25 protein-coding genes are annotated in these 23,689 nt (G+C 46.1%); 20 read left to right on the forward strand and 5 right to left on the reverse strand.

The annotated features are described in order from the left end of the window. Position 1: 1 nt before the first annotated feature. Both BMY16_RS12950 and pheS read right to left on the reverse strand, forming a co-directional pair. Positions 2 to 1,888, reverse strand: coding sequence for a SpoIIE family protein phosphatase (locus BMY16_RS12950; RefSeq protein ID WP_091843164.1), 1,887 nt, complete (start codon positions 1,886 to 1,888; stop codon positions 2 to 4). 57 nt (positions 1,889 to 1,945) lie between these two features. Continuing rightward, complete coding sequence (pheS, locus tag BMY16_RS12955; protein WP_091843166.1) at positions 1,946 to 3,004, reverse strand: phenylalanine--tRNA ligase subunit alpha; 1,059 nt, start codon at positions 3,002 to 3,004, stop codon at positions 1,946 to 1,948. A 132-nt stretch (positions 3,005 to 3,136) separates the two neighbouring features. On the opposite strand from pheS, the gene BMY16_RS12960 reads away from it, so the two are divergent. Genes BMY16_RS12960 through BMY16_RS12970 form a run of 3 tightly spaced genes read left to right on the forward strand, consistent with a single transcriptional unit; the run spans position 3,137 to position 5,747 of the window. Beyond that, positions 3,137 to 3,976 (forward strand): DUF4348 domain-containing protein, encoded by an 840-nt coding sequence (locus BMY16_RS12960; RefSeq protein ID WP_091843169.1) that lies wholly within the window; start codon positions 3,137 to 3,139, stop codon positions 3,974 to 3,976. After that, a complete protein-coding gene (murB, locus tag BMY16_RS12965) occupies positions 3,976 to 4,989 on the forward strand; it encodes a UDP-N-acetylmuramate dehydrogenase (RefSeq protein WP_091843345.1) in 1,014 nt (337 codons plus the stop codon). Before BMY16_RS12960 ends, murB begins: the two co-directional genes overlap by 1 nt. After that, the gene (locus BMY16_RS12970) at positions 4,986 to 5,747 is read left to right on the forward strand and encodes an MBL fold metallo-hydrolase (protein WP_091843172.1); all 762 of its coding nucleotides are present in this window, start codon (positions 4,986 to 4,988) and stop codon (positions 5,745 to 5,747) included. The genes murB and BMY16_RS12970 overlap by 4 nt, the downstream gene beginning before the upstream one ends. A 182-nt stretch (positions 5,748 to 5,929) precedes the next feature. Here the strand turns inward: BMY16_RS12970 and BMY16_RS12975 are convergent, their stop codons facing one another. From BMY16_RS12975 to BMY16_RS12985, 3 genes are read right to left on the reverse strand one after another with little or no spacing between them, the layout of a single operon-like run. Next, complete coding sequence (locus BMY16_RS12975; RefSeq protein ID WP_091843175.1) at positions 5,930 to 6,202, reverse strand: hypothetical protein; 273 nt, start codon at positions 6,200 to 6,202, stop codon at positions 5,930 to 5,932. 9 nt (positions 6,203 to 6,211) lie between these two features. After that, entirely contained in the window at positions 6,212 to 6,562 is a 351-nt protein-coding gene (locus BMY16_RS12980) for a hypothetical protein (RefSeq protein WP_091843177.1), read from the reverse strand. A gap of 3 nt (positions 6,563 to 6,565) precedes the next feature. Beyond that, positions 6,566 to 6,778, reverse strand: coding sequence for a YtxH domain-containing protein (locus BMY16_RS12985; RefSeq protein WP_036911040.1), 213 nt, complete (start codon positions 6,776 to 6,778; stop codon positions 6,566 to 6,568). Between the two features lie 215 nt (positions 6,779 to 6,993). On the opposite strand from BMY16_RS12985, the gene BMY16_RS12990 reads away from it, so the two are divergent. The 17 genes from BMY16_RS12990 to BMY16_RS13070 all read left to right on the forward strand — a co-directional run bounded on the left by BMY16_RS12990 (position 6,994) and on the right by BMY16_RS13070 (position 23,646). Then, entirely contained in the window at positions 6,994 to 7,485 is a 492-nt protein-coding gene (locus BMY16_RS12990) for an SPOR domain-containing protein (RefSeq protein ID WP_091843180.1), read from the forward strand. A gap of 9 nt (positions 7,486 to 7,494) precedes the next feature. Next, positions 7,495 to 7,908: a Holliday junction resolvase RuvX gene (gene ruvX / locus BMY16_RS12995; protein ID WP_091843183.1), complete on the forward strand. Its 414-nt coding sequence runs from the start codon at positions 7,495 to 7,497 to the stop codon at positions 7,906 to 7,908. Further along, complete coding sequence (gene def, locus BMY16_RS13000; RefSeq protein WP_091843185.1) at positions 7,905 to 8,465, forward strand: peptide deformylase; 561 nt, start codon at positions 7,905 to 7,907, stop codon at positions 8,463 to 8,465. The genes ruvX and def overlap by 4 nt, the downstream gene beginning before the upstream one ends. Positions 8,466 to 8,467: 2 nt before the next feature. Further along, positions 8,468 to 10,417 (forward strand): tetratricopeptide repeat protein, encoded by a 1,950-nt coding sequence (locus tag BMY16_RS13005; protein ID WP_091843188.1) that lies wholly within the window; start codon positions 8,468 to 8,470, stop codon positions 10,415 to 10,417. A gap of 27 nt (positions 10,418 to 10,444) precedes the next feature. Continuing rightward, on the forward strand, positions 10,445 to 11,377 hold the full coding sequence (locus tag BMY16_RS13010) for a UDP-glucuronic acid decarboxylase family protein (protein ID WP_091843190.1): 933 nt from the start codon (positions 10,445 to 10,447) through the stop codon (positions 11,375 to 11,377). A gap of 294 nt (positions 11,378 to 11,671) precedes the next feature. Next, on the forward strand, positions 11,672 to 12,403 hold the full coding sequence (locus BMY16_RS13015; protein ID WP_139207228.1) for a zinc-binding metallopeptidase family protein: 732 nt from the start codon (positions 11,672 to 11,674) through the stop codon (positions 12,401 to 12,403). A 6-nt stretch (positions 12,404 to 12,409) separates the two neighbouring features. Continuing rightward, entirely contained in the window at positions 12,410 to 13,009 is a 600-nt protein-coding gene (locus BMY16_RS13020) for a hypothetical protein (RefSeq protein ID WP_091843196.1), read from the forward strand. A gap of 16 nt (positions 13,010 to 13,025) precedes the next feature. Next, complete coding sequence (locus BMY16_RS13025) at positions 13,026 to 13,724, forward strand: hypothetical protein (protein ID WP_091843198.1); 699 nt, start codon at positions 13,026 to 13,028, stop codon at positions 13,722 to 13,724. A gap of 17 nt (positions 13,725 to 13,741) precedes the next feature. Beyond that, entirely contained in the window at positions 13,742 to 14,860 is a 1,119-nt protein-coding gene (locus BMY16_RS13030) for a leucine-rich repeat domain-containing protein (RefSeq protein ID WP_091843200.1), read from the forward strand. A 58-nt stretch (positions 14,861 to 14,918) separates the two neighbouring features. After that, positions 14,919 to 15,806: a leucine-rich repeat domain-containing protein gene (locus BMY16_RS13035; protein ID WP_091843203.1), complete on the forward strand. Its 888-nt coding sequence runs from the start codon at positions 14,919 to 14,921 to the stop codon at positions 15,804 to 15,806. Between the two features lie 8 nt (positions 15,807 to 15,814). Continuing rightward, positions 15,815 to 17,179: an ATP-dependent DNA ligase gene (locus BMY16_RS13040; protein WP_091843206.1), complete on the forward strand. Its 1,365-nt coding sequence runs from the start codon at positions 15,815 to 15,817 to the stop codon at positions 17,177 to 17,179. Positions 17,180 to 17,189: 10 nt separating this feature from the next. Then, a complete protein-coding gene (locus BMY16_RS13045; RefSeq protein WP_091843209.1) occupies positions 17,190 to 17,435 on the forward strand; it encodes a hypothetical protein in 246 nt (81 codons plus the stop codon). Between the two features lie 75 nt (positions 17,436 to 17,510). Then, positions 17,511 to 18,599: a hypothetical protein gene (locus BMY16_RS13050; RefSeq protein WP_091843211.1), complete on the forward strand. Its 1,089-nt coding sequence runs from the start codon at positions 17,511 to 17,513 to the stop codon at positions 18,597 to 18,599. Positions 18,600 to 19,009: 410 nt separating this feature from the next. Next, entirely contained in the window at positions 19,010 to 20,320 is a 1,311-nt protein-coding gene (locus BMY16_RS13055; RefSeq protein ID WP_139207229.1) for a hypothetical protein, read from the forward strand. 3 nt (positions 20,321 to 20,323) lie between these two features. After that, positions 20,324 to 21,922: a DUF2779 domain-containing protein gene (locus tag BMY16_RS13060; RefSeq protein WP_091843216.1), complete on the forward strand. Its 1,599-nt coding sequence runs from the start codon at positions 20,324 to 20,326 to the stop codon at positions 21,920 to 21,922. A gap of 77 nt (positions 21,923 to 21,999) precedes the next feature. Continuing rightward, entirely contained in the window at positions 22,000 to 22,191 is a 192-nt protein-coding gene (locus tag BMY16_RS13065) for a hypothetical protein (protein ID WP_091843219.1), read from the forward strand. A gap of 174 nt (positions 22,192 to 22,365) precedes the next feature. After that, complete coding sequence (locus BMY16_RS13070) at positions 22,366 to 23,646, forward strand: ATP-binding protein (RefSeq protein ID WP_091843222.1); 1,281 nt, start codon at positions 22,366 to 22,368, stop codon at positions 23,644 to 23,646. Positions 23,647 to 23,689 lie beyond the last annotated feature (43 nt).

Genomic DNA, 23,689 nt, shown 5'->3' on the forward strand with positions numbered 1-23,689 from the left:
CTTATTTAATCTGTACGCAGAGCATTGTGAGGTCGTCGCTCTGTTCGGCATCACCCGTGAACTGCTCTACAACCGCCATCATCCTGTCAATGAGATAGTGAGAGCGACTCTTGGGCAGGCGCTCGCCAAAAGGCTGGCTCGATTCGTTGAGCACATGCAGCATACGCTTCTCGCCAAAGAGTTCCTGATCGCTGTTTGCGGCCTCATTCACACCATCGGTATAAACGAAAAGAGAGTGGTCGTGGATATTGTCGATATGCTCGCCTTTGAACTCCAATTCTGGCCATAGTCCGATGGGGGCATTCGACTCCATCTCGATATAGCGGAACACTGTCTGCGAGGTATGAGCCCTGTGCTGGCCTAAAATAGGAGCATTATGTCCGCAGTTACAGAAGTCGAGTCGACCTGTCTTCATGTCGATTACACCGATAAACATCGTGACAAACACACAGTTTTCGTTATCCGTAGAGAGCGTGTCGTTCAGTCGGTTGGCAATAACCTCAGGAGGACAGCCCTCCTTGGCCACCGCGCGGAACAGATTGACCACCACTGACATTGTCATCGAGGCAGGCACTCCCTTGCCACTGACATCACCCACACAGAAATAGAAACTGTCGCCCTGCATGAAGAAGTCATAAAGGTCGCCACCCACCTCCTTGGCGGGTTTCATCACAGCGTAGAGGTCGATGTCGTTACGCTCAGGAAAAGCAGGGAATTTTCGGGGTACCATACCCATCTGGATGTCGCGAGCAATGCGTAATTCACTATCGATACGTTCCTTGGCAGTAGTGGTGTCCTCCAACTGGTCGTAGGCCTGACGCAACTCCTGTAAACGCTTGCGGCGACGATACTGATAGAAACCCATAAACGCCATCGTAATAACAAGGATGATAATCCCCGCCCGTATCTCTATCGACTGGTTGGAAAGTCTCAGCTCCTTGGCCTCGTTCTCGGCACGCGACAAATCAAGTTGTGATGCATACTCATAAGACAACTGCTGCACCTCGGCAGTATTAACGGAGTCGACATACTTCTTATACCGCTTATGCCAGAGATAGGCATTCTTGTAGTCACCCATCTCGGCATAGATGTCAGATGTCAAGTTAAGGCGGTCGGACATCGCATTAAAGCCCTTGGCCATCTTCAAGGCCTCTTCAAGACGACCGTTTTTCCTTGCATAATAGCAGTTGACCGTTTCGCCAAACATATCATCGTGGCCATAGGACTGTTTCACCTTTTCACGCTCAGCATACGCCTGGTTGAAGTCGTCTTTCGTGTAGTGCGGGTCAGCATAGGCAAAGCAGATGTAACTCCAGGCAGACAGCTTATGCTGCATGATGATGCCAGGCTCGGCCAGTGCCTTATGGGCACAATCCAACACCTTATCCAACCTGTTGGTGTTGACATATATCTTGGCCAAGCCCAGATAAGGTGCTGCTGCACTCTCGTCTGGAAAGTAGCGGTGCTGATAGTCGATAGCCTCATAAAAACTTTTCTCGGCTTGGTCGTATCGTCGCAGGTTTCCCTGCATCGTTGCCATAGCATAGGTTGAGGTAAAGAGTCCGAACTTGCTGTCGTGCTGGATGGCATAGTCATATACCTGCTGTGCCATATTGAGACCACGATTGCGGTTGATGCGGGTGAAATAATAAATAGCCTGATTGGCCCAGCACTTGTAAAAGAGATGTTCCTGACTGGCACCGGCCTTCTGACAGGCCTCCTTCAGCCGTTCGGTGACAAGCATGAAGCTGTCGCTCTCGGATGAACTGAAGAATCGGTACATCTCTTTCTCAAGAAGCTTGATGGTTGCAGAATCCGTTTGAGCCGCCATCGGCAGCGGCATCAATACAATGGTCAGGGCAAACAGTAATCGCTTTATCGTCTTCATCTCACGGAGGTTCTTTTTTGGATATGAAAGAATCCCGCTAACTGGCGGGATTCTTTATTAATTAGCTGATTCGAATTCTTCGAGGAAGCGGGTGTCGTTCTCGGAGAACAAACGGAGATCGCTGACGCGATACTTCAGGTTGGTGATGCGCTCCACACCCATGCCGAAGGCATAACCAGAGTAGATCTTCGAGTCGATGCCGCACTGCTCGAGTACGTTGGGATCGACCATTCCGCAACCTAAGATCTCTACCCAACCGGTATGCTTGCAGAAGCCGCAACCCTCACCGCCACAGATGAAGCAGGAGATGTCCATCTCGGCACTGGGCTCTGTGAAGGGGAAGTAGCTGGGACGCAGACGAATCTTGGTGTCGGCACCAAACATCTCCTTGGCAAAAGAGAGCAGCACCTGCTTGAGGTCGGTGAACGATACGTTCTTGTCGATATAGAGTCCTTCCACCTGATGGAAGAAGCAGTGGGCGCGGGCTGTGATGGCCTCGTTACGATAAACGCGGCCTGGGCAGATGACGCGAATAGGTTCAGAGAGCTTGCCGTCCTCAGTGTGCAGACGCTCCATCACACGAGCCTGAACAGAAGAGGTGTGTGAACGCAACAGAATGTTCTTTGTTACATCGTTGGGATGCTGGCTGACAAAGAAGGTGTCCTGCATATCGCGGGCAGGATGATCGGCAGCAAAGTTCATCTTGGTGAACACATGGAGATCGTCTTCCACCTCAGGGCCGTCAGCAAGGACGAAACCCATGCGGGAGAAAATGTCGATAATCTCGTTGGTGACGATGGTGAGCGGATGGCGTGTACCCAGCTGGATGGGGTAGGGTGTGCGCGTGAGGTCGATAGCCTCGTCACCAGTCTCCTGGGTCTCGCACTCCTCACGCAACTGGTTGATGCGCTCAGTAGCAAGTGTCTTGAGTTCATTGATCTTCATGCCGACGGTCTTCTTCTGGTCGGCAGCCACATTGCGGAAGTCGTTCATCAAGGCTGTAATCTCACCTTTCTTGCTGAGATATTTCAGTCGGAGCTGCTCCACTTCCTCTGCGTTTTTGGCGCTTAATTCCTGTACTTCTTTCAGGAGTTCGTCTATCTTATCAAGTATCATAATAGCGTAAATTTGCAAATTTGCGTGCAAAGGTACAAAAAAAATGAGAATTATGATGAAGAATTAAGAATATTTTGTACCTTTGCCGAAATTTGAGAGAATAAACGATTTGATTAGGAGACTTTTTGCTAGATGAAAAGGTTTTTTATTGCGATTGCTGCAAGTGTGCTGCTGATGTTTTCCTGCACAGGAAACAGGACTGGACAGGGCGGTGAGATGCCTGAAGACTCAGTGGCTGATTCCACGGATACGGTGGAGATTGACACCATGGAATTATTGATTACCCAGACACCGATGCCTCGTGCTGCTGATGCCATGTTCGACGATTTTCTCTTCAACTTCTTGGCGAACAAGCGGTTGCAGAAGGAACGTATTGTCTTCCCCCTGCGTATCTTCGAGGGCAACAAGGTTGAGCAGATGGAGGAGCGCCAGTGGCAGATGGAGCATCTGTTTATGCGCCAGGGCTACTACACGCTGTTGTTTAACGACGAGCAGCAGATGGCGCTGATGAAGGACACGGCAGTGAGCGAGGCCATCGTGGAGAAGATCTTGCTGGCAAAGAATCAGGTAAAGGACTATATGTTTCGTAGGATTCGTGGGGCATGGATGCTCTGCGAGGTGCGGGTGAACGAGGTGGACCAGAATGTCAACGCTTCGTTTCTGAAGTTCTATCAGAAGTTTGCATCCGACAGCGCCTTTCAGGTGAAGAGCCTGAACGAGACGGTGCAGTTCGTGGGGCCTGATCCTGATGACGACTTCAATATGATGGAAGGTGTGATTACGGCTGACACCTGGGAGGCTTTTGCACCAACACTGCCTGCCAAGTCGATATATAACGTGATTTACGGCAAACCTCAGGAGGAGGGGAACAATAAGATTTTCCTGCTTAGAGGCGTGGCCAACGGTCTGGAACTTGAGTTGAGGTTCAAGCGTGCTGGCGACAAGTGGCTGCTGATGAAGATGACAACCTGATGAGAGATTTAAGAGATTATAGTCTGAAAGCGCACAACACATTTGGCATCGAAGCCAAGTGCAGCCGCTTCTTGGAGTACGAGACGATTGCTGAGGCACAGGAGGTGGCGGGGATTCTGCGTGAGAGTCATACACCTTATATAATAATAGGTGGTGGCAGTAACCTGCTGCTGACGAAGGATTACGAGGGCGTCGTGGTGCGCTCGGATGTGATTGGTATACAGATTGCTGACGACAGAATGACCTGTGGCAGTGGTGAGGTGTTCGACGAGATGATCGAGGCTTCGCTCATGGCTGGGCTTTACGGACTGGAGAATCTTTCGCTGATACCTGGTGATGTGGGAGCCAGTGCCGTACAGAACATTGGGGCTTATGGCGTTGAGGCCAAGGACTATATCGAGCGCATTGAGGCGGTGGAGATTGCTACTAGCCGGGTGGTGACGATTCCGGCTGAGCACTGTGGGTATGGCTATCGCCAGAGTAAGTTCAAACAGGAATGGAAAAACCGCTATCTCATCACACATGTGACATATCGTCTGTCAACAGACTTTCAGCCCCATCTGGACTATGGAAATATACGCGAAGCTCTCCGACAGGCTTATGGAGCTGATGATGTATCAGCGCTTACGGCCCAACAGTTACGCGATGCCATCATCGGAATCCGTAATGCCAAGTTGCCCGATCCGAAGGTGATGGGCAATGCCGGCAGCTTCTTTATGAATCCGATTGTGAACCGTGAGAAATACGAACGGCTGGCAGCTCAGTATCCGGTCATGCCTCATTACGAGGTGGATAAAGACCATGTGAAAATACCTGCAGGATGGATGATTGACCAGTGCGGCTGGAAGGGTAAAGCCTTAGGCCGGGCAGGCGTTCACGACAAGCAGGCTTTGGTGCTGGTGAATCTTGGCGGAGCCACAGGTGACGAGATCGTCAGGCTTTGTCAGGCGATTCAGAAAGATGTGGAAGCCAAGTTTGGCATAGTCATTCATCCAGAAGTGAATATTATATGAAACTGACTTTTTTAGGAACGGGAACATCGTGTGGCGTGCCAGTGATAGGATGCCAATGTGAGGTGTGTCGGAGTGCAGACCCCAAGGATAAGCGTACGCGCTGTTCTGCTTTGGTAGAGACAGAGAACACACGACTGCTGATAGACTGCGGGCCAGATTTCCGACAGCAGATATTGCCACAGCCTTTCCGGAAGATTGACGGAATTCTGATTACCCACTCGCATTATGACCACATGGGGGGCATGGATGATATCCGGCCATACTGTCAGTTTGGTGAAATCAACGTCTATGCCGACCCCTTTGCGAAGGAGTCGATGCTGGAGATGTTGCCATACTGTTTTGCTGAGAACCGTTACCCAGGGGTGCCAGCCATCGGCCTGCATGAGATTCTGCCTCATGTGCCGTTCAGAATTGGTGATTTTGAGATCGTGCCTTTCGAGGTGATGCATGGTAAACTGCCCATCCTAGGCTATCGGATAGGTCCATTGGCTTATATCACAGATATGAAAACTATCAATGATTCAGAAATGCCATATCTTGAAGGTGTGGAGGTGTTGGTGGTAAATGCCCTGCGCTTTACCAAACCTCATCATTCTCATCAGCTGGTGGACGATGCCATTGCTTTTGCCCAAAGAGTAGGGGCCCGTCGTACACTGTTGATCCACATGTGTCATGATGTGGGACTTCATGAGGAGGTGAACCCAAAATTGCCAGAGGGTATCGAACTGGCTTATGATGGTCAGGAAATTATGCTTTGATGTTAAAAAAGGAGCCTGGAAAAGTGTTGTAATGTTAAAATGATTTAAATTAGAAAACTTTTTAGGGAAAAATCCTTGGAATGTCGAAATTAATCCGTATCTTTGCACTGTGTTTTTCATAGTATTAGATTTAAGGTTAACAAAGGTTTGGGTCACAGCGGTGACCCTTTTTTTATGTTTTACTACTTCTTTTTCTTCTTTTTCCCAAACAGAAATCCATATCCTTTCATCAGTTTTCGGATGAGGAGAAAGGTGTCGACAGCCAAAAAGCCATTGCTGACCAAAGCGGCGATATAGTCGCCTTTGGAGTTGCCTTCTTTCTTGAGGAACACCTGATTCCATAGTGTGGTAAACTTGGTGTTGTCCAGCTGGATCTCATCGGCCAGCTTCTCTTTCCGCTGACGTATCTCGTCGAGCGTTCGATAGTCGGTGGTTGGTTTCTTAACAGGAAGCATAGTGGAAAATCATTTGCTGAGCAAGAGGCTGGCTAAGAAATGTACGAGTGGCTTTTCAATCCAGTTTTTCCGGAATGTGAAAAAAAGGATGAAAAGCAGCAGATGCAGCCCTGCCACGATGAAGAATGCGAGTGCAGTCCCAGTGAAGTTGGCCAGCCAGTAGGCAAAGGCAAAGGAGAAGAACATCAGGACTGCGATAATGATCAGGAAGAAAACGATTGCTAAGGCGGCGGCCGTTAACAGGCGCACCACCTTATCAATCACGTCAAGCTTCAAATATTCAGTCTGAAGCCCGAGGTAATGTTTCAGCACCTCAATGAGTTGTGCAATCGTTTCAACGTTCTTGTCGCTGGAAAGCATAGCTTATTCCTCCTCTGCGGCATCCTGGATGTCGTCAACGAGGTCAACTACTTCCTTGCGGCTGAGCTTGATGTTGTGCTTCTTCAGGAAGTCCTCAACGGCATCAGTGATCTTTACGCGGGTGTCCTGTCCCTTTTCGGGAGCCATCAGGATTCCCAAAGCTGCGCCGGCGATAGCACCGCCAAGAAATGCGCTTAAGTAACCTAAACTTTTCATAATTCTATTGTTTTAATTAGTAAACAGTAATGAATTGTTGTGCAAATATACAAAAGTTTTCGATAGTAACGTAAAAAACTGCCAATTTTTTTGTAAAAAAGTTGTGTTTTCCGCGATTTAACAAACTTTATGTGCTTTTTTCGCTCAAGTTTGCGCGATATTTTGTAATTTCGCAGCAAATATTGAATTAGTAACAATTTTAAATAACAAACAAAATGAAAAAGTACACCCTTTTATGCGTTGGTTTATGCGCAGCAATGGCTTTTACAAGCTGTAAGTCAAGTGAGAGTGCCTACAAGAAGGCTTATGAGAAGGCAAAGCAGTATGATACTGCCCAGCAGGCTTCCCAGCAGCAGGATGAGACTGCTGTTGTGGCTCCTGTAGAGGCTAAGCCTGCTAACGATACTCGCGTTGTAGACAATCTTGACAACGTATCTGTACGTCAGGAGAATGTTTCTCTGATCAGTGGTACAGGCTTGAAGGCTTTCAGCGTGATTGTAGGTTCATTCAGCGTACGTGCCAATGCCGACGGTCTGCAGCAGCGTCTCCGCGATGCCGGTTATGATGCTCAGATTGTGAAGAATGAGTCTAACAATATGTTCCGTGTAGTAGCCTCTACCTTCAGCGATAAGTTGGGTGCTGTGAACAGCCGCGACCAGCTTCGCGCCACCTATCCTGACGCATGGCTGCTCTATAACGCCCAATAAGATTCGCTCTTGGCGCGGATATTATCCATCGATTACGGTAAGAAACGTACCGGTATAGCAGTCACCGACCCTCTGCAGATTATAGCCGGAGGGTTGGCGACTGTTTCTACATCGGAATTGTTCGACTGGCTGAAGGCCTATTTGGCAAAGGAGCAGGTGGAGTGCATTGTGATTGGTGAGCCTCGTCAGCCCAATGGTCAGCCAAGTGAGAATCTGCAGCGTGTGCAGCAGTTCGTGAACCGTTGGCGCAAGGCCGTTCCCGATGTCCCCATTGATTATTTTGATGAGCGCTTCACGTCTGTATTGGCCCATCAGGCCATGATTGACGGTGGTCTGAAGAAGAAAGCCCGTCAGGACAAGGGCCTTGTCGATGAGATCAGTGCCACGATCATCTTAGAAGACTATTTAAGAAGTAAGAAATGATATTACCTATTTATATATATGGCCAGCCAGTGCTTCGCAAGGTGGCCGAGGATATTACCCCTGATTATCCCCAGTTGAAGGAGTTAATCAATGACATGTGGGATACGTTGGCCGAGTCGGAAGGTATCGGACTAGCTGCCCCTCAGATTGGTAAACCGATCCGTCTGTCGGTAATCGACCTCGATGTGCTGTCAGAGGATCTGCCTGAATATAAGGGCTTCCGTCAGGTGTTTATCAATCCTCATATTGTGGAGTACGACGAGTCGAAGACTGACACCTCGGAGGAAGGCTGTCTGTCACTGCCTGCCATCCATGAGAAGGTGATTCGCCCCACTCGTATTCACGTGGAATGGGATGATGAAACGTTCCAGCACCACGATGAGTGGATAGAGGGTTATCTGGCCCGTGTGATGCAGCATGAGTTTGATCATCTCGATGGTAAGATGTTTGTTGACCGTATCTCACCGCTTCGTAAGCAACTTATCAAGAGTAAGTTGCGTGCCCTCATTCAGGGACGCTACCGTTGTGGGTATAAGACCAAACCTGTCAAAAGATAAAAATGCGACGCATTTTATATCTTTTGATCGTTTGGCCTATACTGGCGAATGCCCAGTTCAATACCGACCGTCTGGTCATGATAGGACGTTCGGCGCTCTATTATGAGGATTACGTCTTGTCTATCCAATATTTTAATCAGGCCATCAGTCAGAAGCCATGGCTCTTTGAACCGTGGTTCTTTCGTGGTGTGGCCAAGTTCTATCTCGATGACTACCGAGGGGCTGAGAGTGACTGCTCTCAGGCCATCGAGCGCAATCCATACGTGGTGAGTGCCTATGAGCTTCGTGGTCTCTGCCGTATCAATCAGAAGAAATATGCAGAGGCGGTGGAGGACTACAATCGCGCACTTCGTTATGACCCTGAGAATCAGGGACTTTGGCATAATCGCATCCTTTGCCTTATCCAAGACAAGAACTATGACATGGCTTTAGCCCAGATAGACACGATGACTACCCGTTGGTCGAAATATGCCCGAGCCTATTCGATGCAGGCGGAGGTCTATCTGTTGCAGAAGGATACGACGAAAGCTGTGAAGTCGCTAGACAAGAGTCTGGAACTGGACCCTTATGATGGCAGTACTTGGGCAGAACGTGCTATCATCAGCCTGGCCCGTCAGAAGTGGAAGGAGGGAGAAGAATACCTCTCGAAAAGTATTCATTTGTTGCCAAAACATCCCGGCAACTACATCAACCGTGCGATGGCACGCTATAATCAGAATAACCTGCGTGGTGCGATGGCTGACTATGATACGGCCCTCGACCTCGATCCCAATAATTTCCTCGGCCATTACAACCGTGGTTTGCTTCGTGCCCAGGTTGGTGACGACAACCGTGGTATAGAGGACTTTGACTTTGTGTTGAAGTTGGAGCCGGATAACCTCATGGCACTCTTTAACCGTGCGCTGTTGTTGGAACAGACAGGTAACCTGCGTGGTGCTGTCAGAGACTATTCGAAAGTTATCGAAGAGTATCCAAATTTCTGGTTCGGACTCCAGCACCGAGCTTCCTGCTATCGTCGTTTGGGTAATACCAAACAGGCAGAGCTTGACGAGTTCCGCATCCTCAAAGCACAGATGGATAAGCGTTATGGCAAACAGCCTCGTCTCTCAAAAAAACAGATGCGTAAGCGTAGCGATGAGGATTTGGAGAAATACAATCAACTTGTCGTGGCTGATGAACAGGAGGTGGAGCATGAATACAAGAGCGATTATCGGGGCCGTGTGCAGAACCGAAAGGCAGAACTCTCGTTCCTGCCGATGTTCAGTCTCTCTTTCCACCGTCCTGTCAGCGATGTCAAGACAGAGATACCTTACGAGGAGAGTGTTGAGGTCTTTAACAGTCGCTCTAAGTCACGTATTATCTATATCTCCAACGATCAGGCGAAGTTGAGCGAGGATCGCATGAAGCAGACCTTTGCTTTCATCGATTCCCTCAGTACGGCTATTGATGCTTCCAAGAGCGCCAGCAGCGTGAAGCCTTTGCTCTTCCTGAGGTCGATTGCCTACAGTTCTATTCAGAATTTTGAAAACGCTATCGATGATCTGGGTATCTATCTGCAGATCGACTCCACCTCTTCGTTAGCATATTGGCAGCGTGCCGTCTGTCAGGCCAAGGTGAATGAGTTCAATGCTTCTCAAGGTACAAACATCGAGTTGCAGATGGCCAATGTGTTAGGCGATCTCTCGGATGCCATCAAGCGTGCGCCTAAGAATGCCTATCTTTATTATAACCGTGGTACACTCTATGCCTTGCGCAGCGATAATATGCGTGCCATCGATGACTATACCGAAGCCATTAAGCTGGAACGTAATCTGGCGGAGGCTTATTATAACAGAGGTCTGGTGTATATTCGCCTGAAGAAGACAGATGAAGCCATTTCCGATCTCAGTAAAGCAGGTGAGCTCGGGCTTTACCAAGCTTACAGTGTCATCAAGAAATATACAGGAAAATAATCACATTATAAACAAATTAGTATAATTATGAAGAGGATTCTAGTTACTGGCGGAGCAGGCTTTATTGGTTCCCATTTGTGTGAACGTCTGGTAAAAGAAGGTAACGACGTTATCTGTCTTGACAACTTCTATACGGGAAGCAAGGAGAATGTATGGCATCTGCTGGGCAAACACAATTTCGAGATTGTCCGTCATGATGTGTGTCAGCCTTATTGGGCAGAGGTAGATGAGATCTATAACCTGGCTTGTCCGGCTTCTCCTGTTTACTATCAGACAGACCCTATCCAGACCACTAAGACCTCTGTATTTGGTGCTTACCACATGCTGGGACTGGCTCGCAGAACGAAGTGTAAGATCCTTCAGACTTCTACCAGTGAGGTGTATGGTGATCCTAATGTGCATCCACAACCTGAGTCATACTGGGGCAATGTGAACACCATAGGTTTACGTTCATGCTATGATGAGGGAAAGCGTTGCGCAGAAACTATGTTCTTTGACTATCATCGTCTGCATGGTGTACGTATCAAGGTAATCCGAATTTTTAACACCTATGGGCCTCGTATGGCAGAAAATGACGGACGTGTGGTTTCTAACTTCATCATGCAGGCTCTGAGAAACGAAGACATCACCATCTACGGCGATGGTACTCAGACCCGTTCTTTCCAGTATGTGTCAGACCTGATTGAGGGTATGATCCGTATGATGGAGAGTGGGGATGATTTCCTTGGTCCTGTGAATATTGGTAATCCTGGTGAGTTCTCCATGCTAGAGCTGGCTGAGAAGGTGATAGAGAAGACAGGTTCAAAGAGTAAAATCGTGTTTAAGCCACTGCCTTCGGATGATCCGAAGATGCGCCGACCTGATATCACGCTGGCAAAGTCAAAGCTTGACTGGGAGCCGAAGGTGAAACTGGATGAAGGTCTTGAAAAGACCATCGAATATTTCAAGACTAAGCTCTAAGTTGCTGTTGCGAACTCGGCCTCTACCAAGCCTACAGCGTCATCAAGAAATACACCGGAAAGTAATTCCCCACTTATCTGGCATTCTTTCTGTGGTTTTATATCATCAGGCTGGGAAATATAATTTTTCCAGCCTTTTTCTTGGTTGTTTAAGAAATAATCTTTATCTTTGCAGTATCGTTCTGTAAAAGGGCGATGATATGACTTAAAACTATAATATATGCGAGCTAACGATATAGAGCCGCTTCTATATGATTTGTATTCTATTCACGCTATGACAGGGCGCGAATGGCCTATGATAGCTTTTATTCGGGAGTTTGTTTCGAAGCATATTCCTGAGGCGGAAATCAGGATGGATAGGCTGGGCAATCTCTATATCACCAAAGGCGATTCTGGTAAAGGCTATCCCACACTTGTCTGTCATATGGATCAGGTTCAGACTGTTCATAGCGATGACTTTGAAGTACGCCATGAGGGCGATATGCTTTATGGTTGGAGCGAGCAGAATCAGCAGCGCGAGGGCTTGGGGGCTGATGATAAGAATGGTATCTATATCGCTCTACGCTGTATAGAAGATTGTCCTCGTTTAAAAGTCTTCATGGCGATTGGCGAGGAGAAAGGTTGTATTGGCAGCAATCGAGCTGATATGAGTTTCTTTGAGGATAGCCTCTATGTGTTGGAACCCGACTGTAAGGGGGGAAAAGAGATTCATACTGTGCTTCGAGGCATCCCTTGTGCCAGCAAAGACTTTGAGGATGCCTTGCAAACTGAGGCTAATGGCTTTGAGATAACAGATGGCAAAACCAGCGACATCCTGGCTCTGACACTGAACAACATCGGAGTCAGTTGTGCCAACATTCCTGCAGGCTATCACAATCCCCATAAGGATGATGAATATACATTGCTCCCAGAACTGGAACATACGCTTGCTTATATCCAGCAGACGGTTACCCGACTCCAAGAGCGATTCCCTCATACTTATATATCAGAAACCCAGCAATGGACAGAAAAAGAACTGAATAACTAATTATATATGGCTAAAGAACTGATATTTAAACTGAACGGAACAGACTATGGTTCTGCACCCGTGAAACTGGAGAGAAAGAAGATCTACGGTTGGACAGACGTTGTGGCTACCGACCGTAGTGGTAGTGTGTGTGGCTCAGCCTATCTGTCGCCTGACGATGCGCTGATTATTCCCAAAGGCGGACTGGATCAGGGCACAGTCGATGAAGACGGACGCTGGTTGGAGAAGGGAGATCTGACGGCTTATAGCGAAGACGGTCAGGAGGTGCTGCCCAATCTGCCCTCGTCGTTTGATGCCCCCATCGAACTGAAACTGAAGGCAACGGCGGAAGAGTTCCTCGACAACGACTGGGAGGCCGTCTATCAGTTGGTAAATGCTGATCTGGCAACTGCCGTTGGTGACGATATCTATAAGTTTGAGTTCAGCTATCGTGGAGGCACGAACCACAACGACGGCTATCTGATCAATACGCCAGGCGGATTGTTCCTCTTTGCTGGCGACCGTCAGGAGTTCCCCCTCGTCTCTTTGGCCGAGGAAACCACCATCGACGACACAGAGGAACCCGTAGAGGAAGAGATTGATGAACTGGATTTCAGTATGTTCTAAATAGAAATTAAGGAGTATGCGAAAGATAAATCTATCCAATGATGTGAAGCGTGATGCCGAGGTGGCTTTTGGTACCACGTTTCATCGTCCGTCGCCTGTCTATAAGACCGCGGACGGCAAAAAGAGTGTGAACGAAAGACTGGTACGTGCCACGATGAAGACCACTGACGAGGCCCTGCTGGCACAGTTCGGCGCAGAGGGTTTGGCTGATGCGTTAATCAGTGGCGATCCCGAGGTGGATATGGAACAATTCGGCCTGAAAGTCGAAGGACTGAAAAAAGTCTATGTCACACCTGAGCAGAAAGTGGCCTATGGCGTATCGCTGAACGAACACGTCTATCTGGCTGATGGTACAGAGAAAGAGGTGCGTCCTGAACAGACTACTTCTGCCAACATCTCGCTCGATGGTGTGCCCCTTCGCTGGACGGGTAAACTCATTCCCCGTCAGAAAGCTATGCGGATGTTCATGTTTAAGAAGAGCTATCAGGTGCAGCACGTCAATGGTCTGACCTATGACTTCCTCTTCGATATGGCGAAGAAACTCGCTGAGGCTGATTCGATGATGCTCGTGGGTGGTGGTCAGAAAGGCACTGATCCTATAGTGATGGCCAACGGTGGCACGCCTTATCGCGCCTTCCTCGAAGGTCGCGTCGATGGTGATCGTTACGCCCTCATCCTGCGCCTGACAAACATGGAATTGAAATCAATTGAATAACATAAGACTCATTAACTATGGCAGAATATGAAATAAAAGATGGAGTGGGAATCATTCCTGAAGGAACGAAGATAATAGAATCTTACGCATTCAAGAATCGTGAAGAACTGAAGAGCATTGTCATTCCCAAATCGGTGGAGGTGATTGAACACCGAGCGTTTAGTGGATGCAAAGGTCTGACGAACGTCGTCATTCCAGACTCTGTAACAACCATTGAAGCGTGGGTATTTGAAAAATGTATTAGTTTGTCAGAAATAGTGATTCCTGCCTCAGTAACAAAACTGGGAGATGTCCACTTTTGTTTGGGTGGTTGTACAAACCTTACCAAAATAGTCGTTGCAGAAGGGAATCCAAAGTATGACTCCCGTGGCGACTGTAACGCCATCATCGAAACAGAGAGCAATGAACTGGTTGCAGGCTGTGGCACTACTGTCATTCCTGATTCGGTGACGAGCATAAGACAGTGGGCATTCCATAATTGCGACCAACTGGAAACAATAGCGATACCAGCATCCGTAAAGAAGCTTTCTCGTGACTGTTTCACTGGATGCTCCAACCTGAAAAACATAACGATAGCAGAAGGAAATGAAGTATACGACTCGCGCAACAACTGCAATGCTATCATTCGCACTGAGGACAATGTGCTCATCGTTGGTGGCACGGAAACCGTTATCCCAGATTCTGTAACTGAGATTGGTCCGTTTGCTTTTGATCATCGCGCAGGACTAAAGAAGATCGTCATACCTGATTCGGTAACGAAAATAGGTGATTTAGCTTTTAATGAATGCTCTGGACTGACCGATATCGTGATACCTGCATCGGTAACAACCCTTGGCGATGGAGCATTCTCTGGCTGCGCAAATCTGAAGACGGCATCTGTTCTCGGCCCCGTCAAGGCGCTGACAGAAACGTTCAGCAGTTGTAAGGCTTTGAATACAATAACATTTGGAGCTGGCATCAAGAAAATAGAAAGAGCCTTCCAATACGATCCAGGCTCACTCTATGATGCTAAAGAGGACTATTATTTGAAGACCATCAATGTCCCCGCTAAGAAAGCTAAATACTACAAAACCCGCCTGCCCGAAAAACTGCATGGCATTATTGTAGAACTTCCAGTAGAGAAGGCTAAGAAATAGGATAATTGAAAATGAATATAAAACCTCTCGATGTATAGGCAATCGTTAAAACTGACCTATGGCAAAATACGAAATAAAAGACGGCGTGGGAATTATCCCCGAGGGAACGACCGTAATTGAATATTATGCTTTCGAGAAATGTGCAGAATTGAAAAGTGTTGTTATCCCAGACTCAGTGACTGAGATAGACGATAGCGCTTTCGAAAGGTGTTCGGGCCTAACCAGCATAATTATCCCAGACTCTGTGACGAAGATTGGAATGAGAGCTTTCGAAATGTGTTCGGGCCTGACCAGCCTTGTCATCCCTAACTCGGTGACGGAGATTCGAAGTTTCGCATTTAAGGACTGTACAGGCCTGACGAGTTTGACTATCCCCGACTCGGTGACAGAGATTGGAAAGGCTGCTTTCCGCGGCTGTACTGGGCTTACAGAGATTTCGATTCCCGATTCGATAAGTGTGATTGGAGTCACTAATTTTGAAAATTGTGAAAGTCTGAAGAGCATCGCTATTCCCAACTCAGTGACAAAGATTTCGGCTTCGGCTTTTCGAGGCTGCGAAAGTCTGACGAGTATTATTATCCCCAACTCGGTGACAGAAATAGAAGCTTACGCTTTTTGGTGGTGCGCTCTGACAAGTATTGTTATTCCAGAGACGGTGACTGAGATAGGATCAAATCTTTTTTTCAATTGTACTAACCTGAAGACAGCCTCCATTTTAGGTCCTGTCAAGGAACTGAAAGGTCTTTTTGATGGATGTACGTCATTAGAGACGGTAACTCTTGGTGCTGGTATTAAAAAAATCAATAAAAATACTTTTGATGGTTGCAAATCTCTCAAGACCATCAACGTGCCTGCCAAGAAATCCGACTATTACAAGAAGCGCTTGCCTGAAGAACTGCACACCCTCATCGTGGAACTGCCAGTAGAAAAAAAGTCTAAGAAATAAAAAGCAATATGATAGAACAGAAATATATCCAGACCGCCATAGATTATAAGAAAAATGTGGCAGGTAAGTTTGTGCTGGTGGAAGGTGCAAAACTGAAACAGCGCATTGACGGACAGCGCTTTGCTGTGACCCGTAAGATTGACGGACACATGCAAGTGGTGTTCTATGTCGATGGGCAGGTGTTTATGCTCAATGCAAGTGGCAAAGAGCGAGCAAGCGGGTTGAAATGCCTCGATGCTTTTGCTGAGGCAGTGAAAGCAGCTGGGTTGAAGCAGGCGATCATCGCTGCAGAACTCTATCTGCCTCGCGATGGTGGAAGACCCCGTTGTGGCGATGTGCAGGCTGCATTAGCCGATGATGCCAAACGCGACCAATTGGCCTTGGCTCCTTTCGACATCATCGAACTCGATGGGGAAGCGTGGAAGGCAGAGCACTATGCAGATACGCATAACAAACTCTGCACCATCTTCCAGAATGAACAGGTAAAGCCCGTTCAGATGCGCAATGCATCCTCTAACGATGAGGTGCAGCAGATTTACGAAGAATGGGTAGAAGGCGAGGGTGCCGAAGGACTGGTGGTTCACTCAGAATCCCCCATTGTCTGGAAGGTGAAGACTCGCCACACCATTGATGCAGCAGTCATTGGTTATACCACAGCTGAGCGTGGTATTCGCGACTTGATGTTTGCCGTGCGTCGCCCTGATGGACTCTTCCAGATGTTTGCCTTAGGTTCTACAGGTATGACTGATGAAGACCGTGCTGACATCGCCAAGCGTCTGAGCGAAAAGCATGTGGAGTCACAGTATGTGCTCTCGGATTCTCGTGGCATTGCCTATCAGATGGTCAAGCCGGAACTGGTGTTTGAGATCAGTGTATTGGAACTCGTGGCTCGTGGTAATGACGATAAGATCAAGATGAATCCATTGTTGAAGTACGATGAGGCTCAAGGTTGGCTGATGGAAAGCACGACACCTGGCGTATCTGTTCTTGGTATCACTCTAGAGCGCGAACGTACTGACAAACAGCCCAATGAGACGGATGTACGCATCTCGCAACTCACAGACATCTGTCCTTTCGAGGAACCAGAAGGTGGCAAGGCTGAATTGGCAAAGAGCGAACTCTTAGAGCGTCATGTTTATAAAAAGGTGTCAGGTGAGAAAGTCATGCTGCATAAGTTCCTGCTCTGGAAAACCAACAAGGAACAGAGTGGCCGCTATCCTGCCTATATCATCTATCATACCGACTTCAGCTCCAGCCGTAAGGAACTTATCAAACGCGATATGCTCTACTCCAATGACGAGCAGCAGATCCGTGACCTCCTCGCAGCCGAGATTGCTGATAACATCAAGAAAGGTTGGGAAGAAATAAAATAATGATGTGATTATGGGACAGACATTTGAGATTGACGGTAGCACTTACACAGAAGAAGAGCTTATCGACATTTTGCGTGAACAAATACCTGGTCTTAAAAAGTATTCGCACTTTGCTGATGCTACTATCGAATTCTGTAGTAATAATAAAGAAGGTGAAATCTTCTTTTACGTTACCAAGAACGATGAAGATATGATGGTGAAAATCGGACAGGATGGGAATATCTATTGGGACTGGACTGGACAGGTTTTTGGATAACTGAAACATCCGTAACAGTCGAATTGAATAACAAATAAAAAAACTCACGATGTACAGGTAATCGTATATTTATTTATGGCAGAAAACAATAAAATATATACTTTAGATGAAAGAATAGAAAATAACTTAAAGGAAATATATGAAAATGAAATTGTTCCGCTGAAAGAAATCATTGAATTTGTGGAACAATACAAAAAGTTCAAGTTGTCTGGAGCTGAGAAACTTTGTGAACTCTTTAAGACCAAAACAGAAACAGAGGCAGAAGAGGTTATCTCTACTCACGGATTGCCAGGCTTCTTTGCAGGAAAGCGTGATGCTGACACGGTGATGCTAATGCTGAACCCTGGCCAAGATGTCGCCTTGGCAAATAACCCGATGATTACCTATGAAAGAATAATGAGAGGTAAAAAGATTGGGAAGGGTATTAATATTAATTCACTCGATGATTTCATTTCCACGTATAGGGAAAGTAGTATATATTATGGGGAAATAGATGAAGATCGCGCAGATAATTTCGATCTAAAGCAAGCTGCTTTCTTAAAACATTGGAAAGATTGTGGCGTTGATTTAGCAGGTTTCCTTGATGATAATTATAAGAAGTTGGTGGATAATTATAAGAATTATAAGAAGTTGGGGAAAGCAGATAAGGAAGAAATTGAAAAAATTAAGGAAGAAATTGACAAAATAAACAAAGAAGCCAAGAAAAATGTTTTAATGGAAAAATTGAGCATGGATTTAATTCCTTACGCTTCTCGAAAATTCGACGGCATCGATCCTGATCAAATTCCATTATTATTCCCATATTTGGAAACTCTGTTTGACGAAATATTTAAAACGAAACGTAAGTATGTGATATTTTGCTCTGACTTCTATAAAAATCTTTTCAAACAATATAATGGGAAAGGAAAATGGATAATTGAAGGAGTTGATAATGATGATAATAAAAAATCCACCAATACAGTTTTTGACCAAAAGGCTGGTAAAAAAGAAAGGCTCGCTTATTGTACTCCAATCATAATACGTCAAAAAGATAATGGTAATCAACAAAATGCAATCATTGCCCACACATTTCCCAATCAATCTCTGCCTAATGCATACGAAAAAATGGAGGAGTATGGTCGCTTCTGCTTTAAGGTGTGGACAGATGAATTTGGAGAAATATAAGGAGAGATAGCTTGCAATTTTGCAGAACCGTAATGTATAAACAATGCCCGCCGAGCTATTAACAGTTCGGCGGGTTCTATCTGACCCGAAATACAATTTTACATTCATTTACCACAAAGTTACCAAATGAAATGCCACAAAGTTACCAAATGAATTATCAGTCTATGATACGATTACTGCAAAAACAGTCGAATATTCGACCATTTTTGCAGTACAAATGTATATGCAGCTAAAAAGTGAGGGCTTAAATGATGTTAATTGCGTACGCCATAAGAAGAAAAAACTCCCAAATTATTGATTTTATTTCCAAAAATCACTATATTTGTAGAGTTTTAGAAACAAAACGGGTGTTATAGACTTTCTGACATTCCTGGAACGGAAGTAAGTGTCTTATAATTTAAATTATAAATATGTACAGCGGAATACGTCTTTTCAAGACAGCGTATATGAACACGCGACGTCAGATATATGTATCTGGAATCTTTTTGATAGCAATAACCTGTGTGCTAACGGTCATCCTATATCTTGCAGAAAGTCGTGTGGATCCCAACTTTAGTTTCTGGGATGCTTTTATCTGGCCATACGAGAAATATCTTGGTGACCCAGGTAAAGTCGTTGATGACCCCTTGATGTCTCCGATTGGCAAATTTATCGGTACACTTGTGGGTATCATGGGAGTGGCCATCTTTGCTGTACCTGCCGGTCTCATTGGTTCCGGACTAACAGATGCAATGGACGAGGACAAGCGCGAGAAGGAATTAGATGAATTTCGAATTCGTATCCGTAAATCCTTCCGTCGTTTACTCAATAAGAAAACCCAATATAGAGTTGCTCCAAGAAGAGTCATCCTTACCTCTCTTCAGGCAAAGAAAGGCATGACGGAGAATGATATAATTGACACGGTGTCGAAGTTTGATGAATTCCGTCTTCGTAATCTTGCTGATTCACAGGTGGCAAGCGAACATCCTCAAGACCGTCTTGTCATAGAGATGTTACCACTTGACAAGAAAACTGTGGATGGATTTGATATTGTTCGCAAGAATTACGGCATAATGATTGACCGTCAATCCAACGTTACCATCATTGCCCCCACAGCAGCTACCGAAAATAGCATTGGGCATTTTGCATACTATCTGGCCCAGTTCGGTGGTTTCAACTATGTCAGTCGAGAGTTTGTCACAGATGTGGATGAGCCAGTTAGCTATTTTACCATAGAAGGGAAGGAAGTTGATTGGGAAACTCCACTGAAAGAATTTGTTGGAGATGTTAAACAATTGAGCAAAATCAAAGAACATTGGAATATTGTTCTTGCTTCTGCGGATAATGTTCATGACACTCAATTCCATTTCGTACATCGTGCCAACGAGAAGAGTGGACTTGAAATGACTACCCTTGACGAAACAAAATTCCAAGAATTCTTTATCGACTTTTCTGAAAGGATGAAGACAGAATACGAATACATGTCCGATATGGATGAAAAGTATCGTCCTGTAGGGAAGAAGAACATAGGAATTAAAGCAGGAGGTGGTGTTACGAACAATGCCTTCATTCTTCGTATTTCATATAGCGTAACAACTTGGTCAGACAGACCAGCACCGATTATTGTAGATATGGCTAAGGTCATCAAACAACATCTGGAAAAGCCAGAGCGTAGTACTTTTGAAGATAATCCTTCATGGAAGGATACAGGCTGTGGCTATGGAACCGATAAAAACCAATAAGATATGAAAGGACTGTCAAAATCACGTTACACGGCTTTCTGCCAGTGCCCGAAAAATCTCTGGCTGAAGGTGTTTAAGCCTGAAGAGGCAATAGTTGATGCCGGTATACAGGCTCGTTTTGAACAGGGAAATGTCGTGGGCGACCTCGCCATGCAGCTCTATGGCGACTTCAAGGAGGCGCATGCTGAATTGCCAGACGGCAAACTCGACCTCGGCAAGATGGTGGAGCAGACGCGTCAGTGGATGAAGGAAGGTGTGGAGAACATCGCTGAGGCCTCGTTTGTATACGAACGGGAGCATCGTGTGGAAAACGCGCTACTTGATCCTGACAAACCCTTGTTTAAGACATGGAAGGAATCACATTATTGCGCTGTGGATATCCTACGCAAGACGGCTGACGGTTGGGCTATCTACGAGGTAAAAAGTACCAGTTTCCCTGAGTTCAACGGTCAGGAAACCAAGTTGGAGAAGTACGCCCCAGATATCGCTTACCAGAAGTGGGTACTCACCCAATGTGGCATCAACGTGACTGGCACCTATCTCGTCTGCCTTAATAGCGACTATGTGCGTCAGGGAGGGCTCGACATCCAGCAGCTTTTCGTTGTCAAAGACATGAAGGCGATGGTGGATGATGAGTATCTGAAAGTGCCTGCCCGAGTCAGTCAGGCTTTAAAAGTTCTCAAGAGCGAGCAGGAGCCTGATCTCGACCTGTCGGAATGCTGTATGAAGCCTTACGGCTGTGCCTTCTTCGACTATTGCAAGCGACAGCATGGCGTAACATCGCCCTCAGTCTTTGATCTCTATGGTGTTGGTTTCAGTTTCAAAAAGAAGTTGGATAGCTACCATCAGGGACTAATTACTTTTGAGGATTTGCGCTCGACGGACATCGGTCCCATTCAGAACATGCAGATAGAGGCCGCCCTCACTGGTAAGGAGTTTATCAATCCTGCAGGCATCCGTAAGTTCCTCGAAAAGCTTACTTATCCGCTTTATTTCCTCGACTTCGAAACGATGCAGGATGCCGTGCCGCAGTATGACGGTGCAAAGGTTTATGCCCAGATCACCTTCCAGTATTCTTTGCATATCAAACCCAGTGCCACTGCTGACTATCAGCATACTGCATTCTTGGCACCCAGTGATGGTAAGGATCCCCGTCGTGCTTTGGCAGAACAGCTTTGCGAGGACATCCCTAAGGATGTTTGTACGCTGGCCTATAATAAGATGTTCGAACGTGGACGCATCCTTGAATTGGCTGCGCTCTATCCAGACTTGAGCGATCATTTGACGAATATCGCTGAGCACATCGTCGACCTCATCGATCCCTTCCGTGCTGGCGACTACTACGTGCCAGCTATGGGAGGTTCGTTCTCCATCAAGAGTGTGCTGCCAGCCCTCTTCCCTGGAGATCCTGAACTGAATTATCATAACCTCGATGATCGTTGTCAGAATGGTGGTGATGCCATGACGATCTTCCCTCGTATCAAGGATATGGATCCTGAAGAAGCCGCAGCCAGTCGCCAGGCCCTTCTCAATTACTGTAAGCTCGACACCTGGGCAATGGTAAAAGTATGGGAGCGTCTGGTGCAGGAAGCAAAGATTTGAAAATAGTTCCTCTGAATTTTGAATTTTTCTCGGAAAGTTACTATATTATGCCAAAGTAAACAAATAAAAAGTAAGAAATGGAGATACTTGGAATTATAGGAATCATCATACTGATAGGAGTAGTATATGTTATCGGTGGTTTGTTAGGCTGGGGACTGAAGGGACTTGGTGAGATATTCACTTTCTTGGGTAAAGGCTGGGGCTCATGCATAAGCGTCATCTTCTGGATCTTCGCGATTTGCATTATCCTGATGGCATTGGCAATGTAACTTTATTGGCGAAATTTGTAAAATAACGCGTTCTGGACATCCGAAATATTGTAAAATATTGCATTCTAACAATGTGAGATTTGTAAAATAACGCGTTTTGAGGTATTAAAAACTTGTAAAATATCGTATTTTAGGAAGAATTTTTGTATCTTTGCGCCATAAAACTTAATTGCGATGATAGACAAAAGAACGTTAGAATTCATTCTTTCAGACCAACAGGAAGAGTTGGAAGCGAAGTCAGAAGATGTGTTCTGCCACAGAAAAGAGGAATCACTTGTTGACATGACAAGTCCACAAGCCCAAGTAGTGATTGGTGTTCGCAGAAGCGGCAAGTCTACACTCTGTTACCAGGCTCTCCAGAGCAAAGGTGTCAGATTTGCTTATGCCGATTTCGACGATGAGCGTTTGGTAAACCTCCAAGCCAATCAATTGAATGATGTGTTGGAGATTTTATATAAGATCTATGGCGACTTTAATTATCTCTTTCTCGATGAGATTCAAAACGTCGAGGGTTGGCATCTGTTTGTCAATCGTATGCTTAGAAAGAAAATGCATGTCATCATCACAGGCTCCAATGCCAAATTGTTGAGCAGCGAACTGGCCACACACCTTTCTGGCCGCAATAAGGAGATTCCGCTCTTTCCGTTCTCCTTCAAAGAATTTTGTGTGATGAAGGGTGTTGATACTGATAAAAAAACCACAAAGGCAGAAGCTTTCCGCAGAGCAGCTTTTGATGAATACTTAAAGCAAGGTGGATTTCCTGAATTGCTGGTTATCGAAGACAACAAAAACTATGTCAAGAATCTCGTCGACAATATTCTGAAGCGAGACATTGAGCAAAGACATAAGATATCATACAAGGCAGAGTTTGAAAGTCTTGCCCATCACTTGTTGAACGTATCACCAACAATTGTCGTATCCTCTGATTTAGCTAAGATTTTCAATTTCAAGTCAGAGCATACTGCCAAGAATTACGTTGACTTTCTAAAGCAAGCTTATATGCTCTTAGGCGTTCAGAAGTATTCCCAGAAAAGCAAGCGTCGGGCAGTTCAGGAAAAGGTATATGCTGTTGACGTTGCCATGATGGACCAACGCGACAATGCTTTTGCTGGAGATAATCTGGGCCATCGCTTGGAGACAATAGTCCTTATACATCTGCTTCGTATGTGCAAGATGAACGACTATGACGTTTACTATCTTAACAACCGCTCTGGTGAATGCGATTTCGTTGTTTGTAAAGGCAATCAAGTTGTTCAGGCTATACAAGTATCCTATGACATATCAAACGTCAAGACACGTAAACGCGAGATCAATGGTCTATTACTTGCCGCCAAAGAAACCAAATGTGAGAACCTCCTGCTCCTTACAGATCACGAAAGCGAAACCACAATAGAGTCTGGTCATCAGATCAAGATCCAGCCCGTCTACGAGTGGAGTCTGGAGTTTGGAGTATAAGTTGGGTGTTACTATTAAATAATAGTTAATATATTTGTGGTCA

Source organism: Prevotella sp. ne3005 (genome assembly GCF_900110085.1).
Lineage (GTDB): Bacteria > Bacteroidota > Bacteroidia > Bacteroidales > Bacteroidaceae > Prevotella.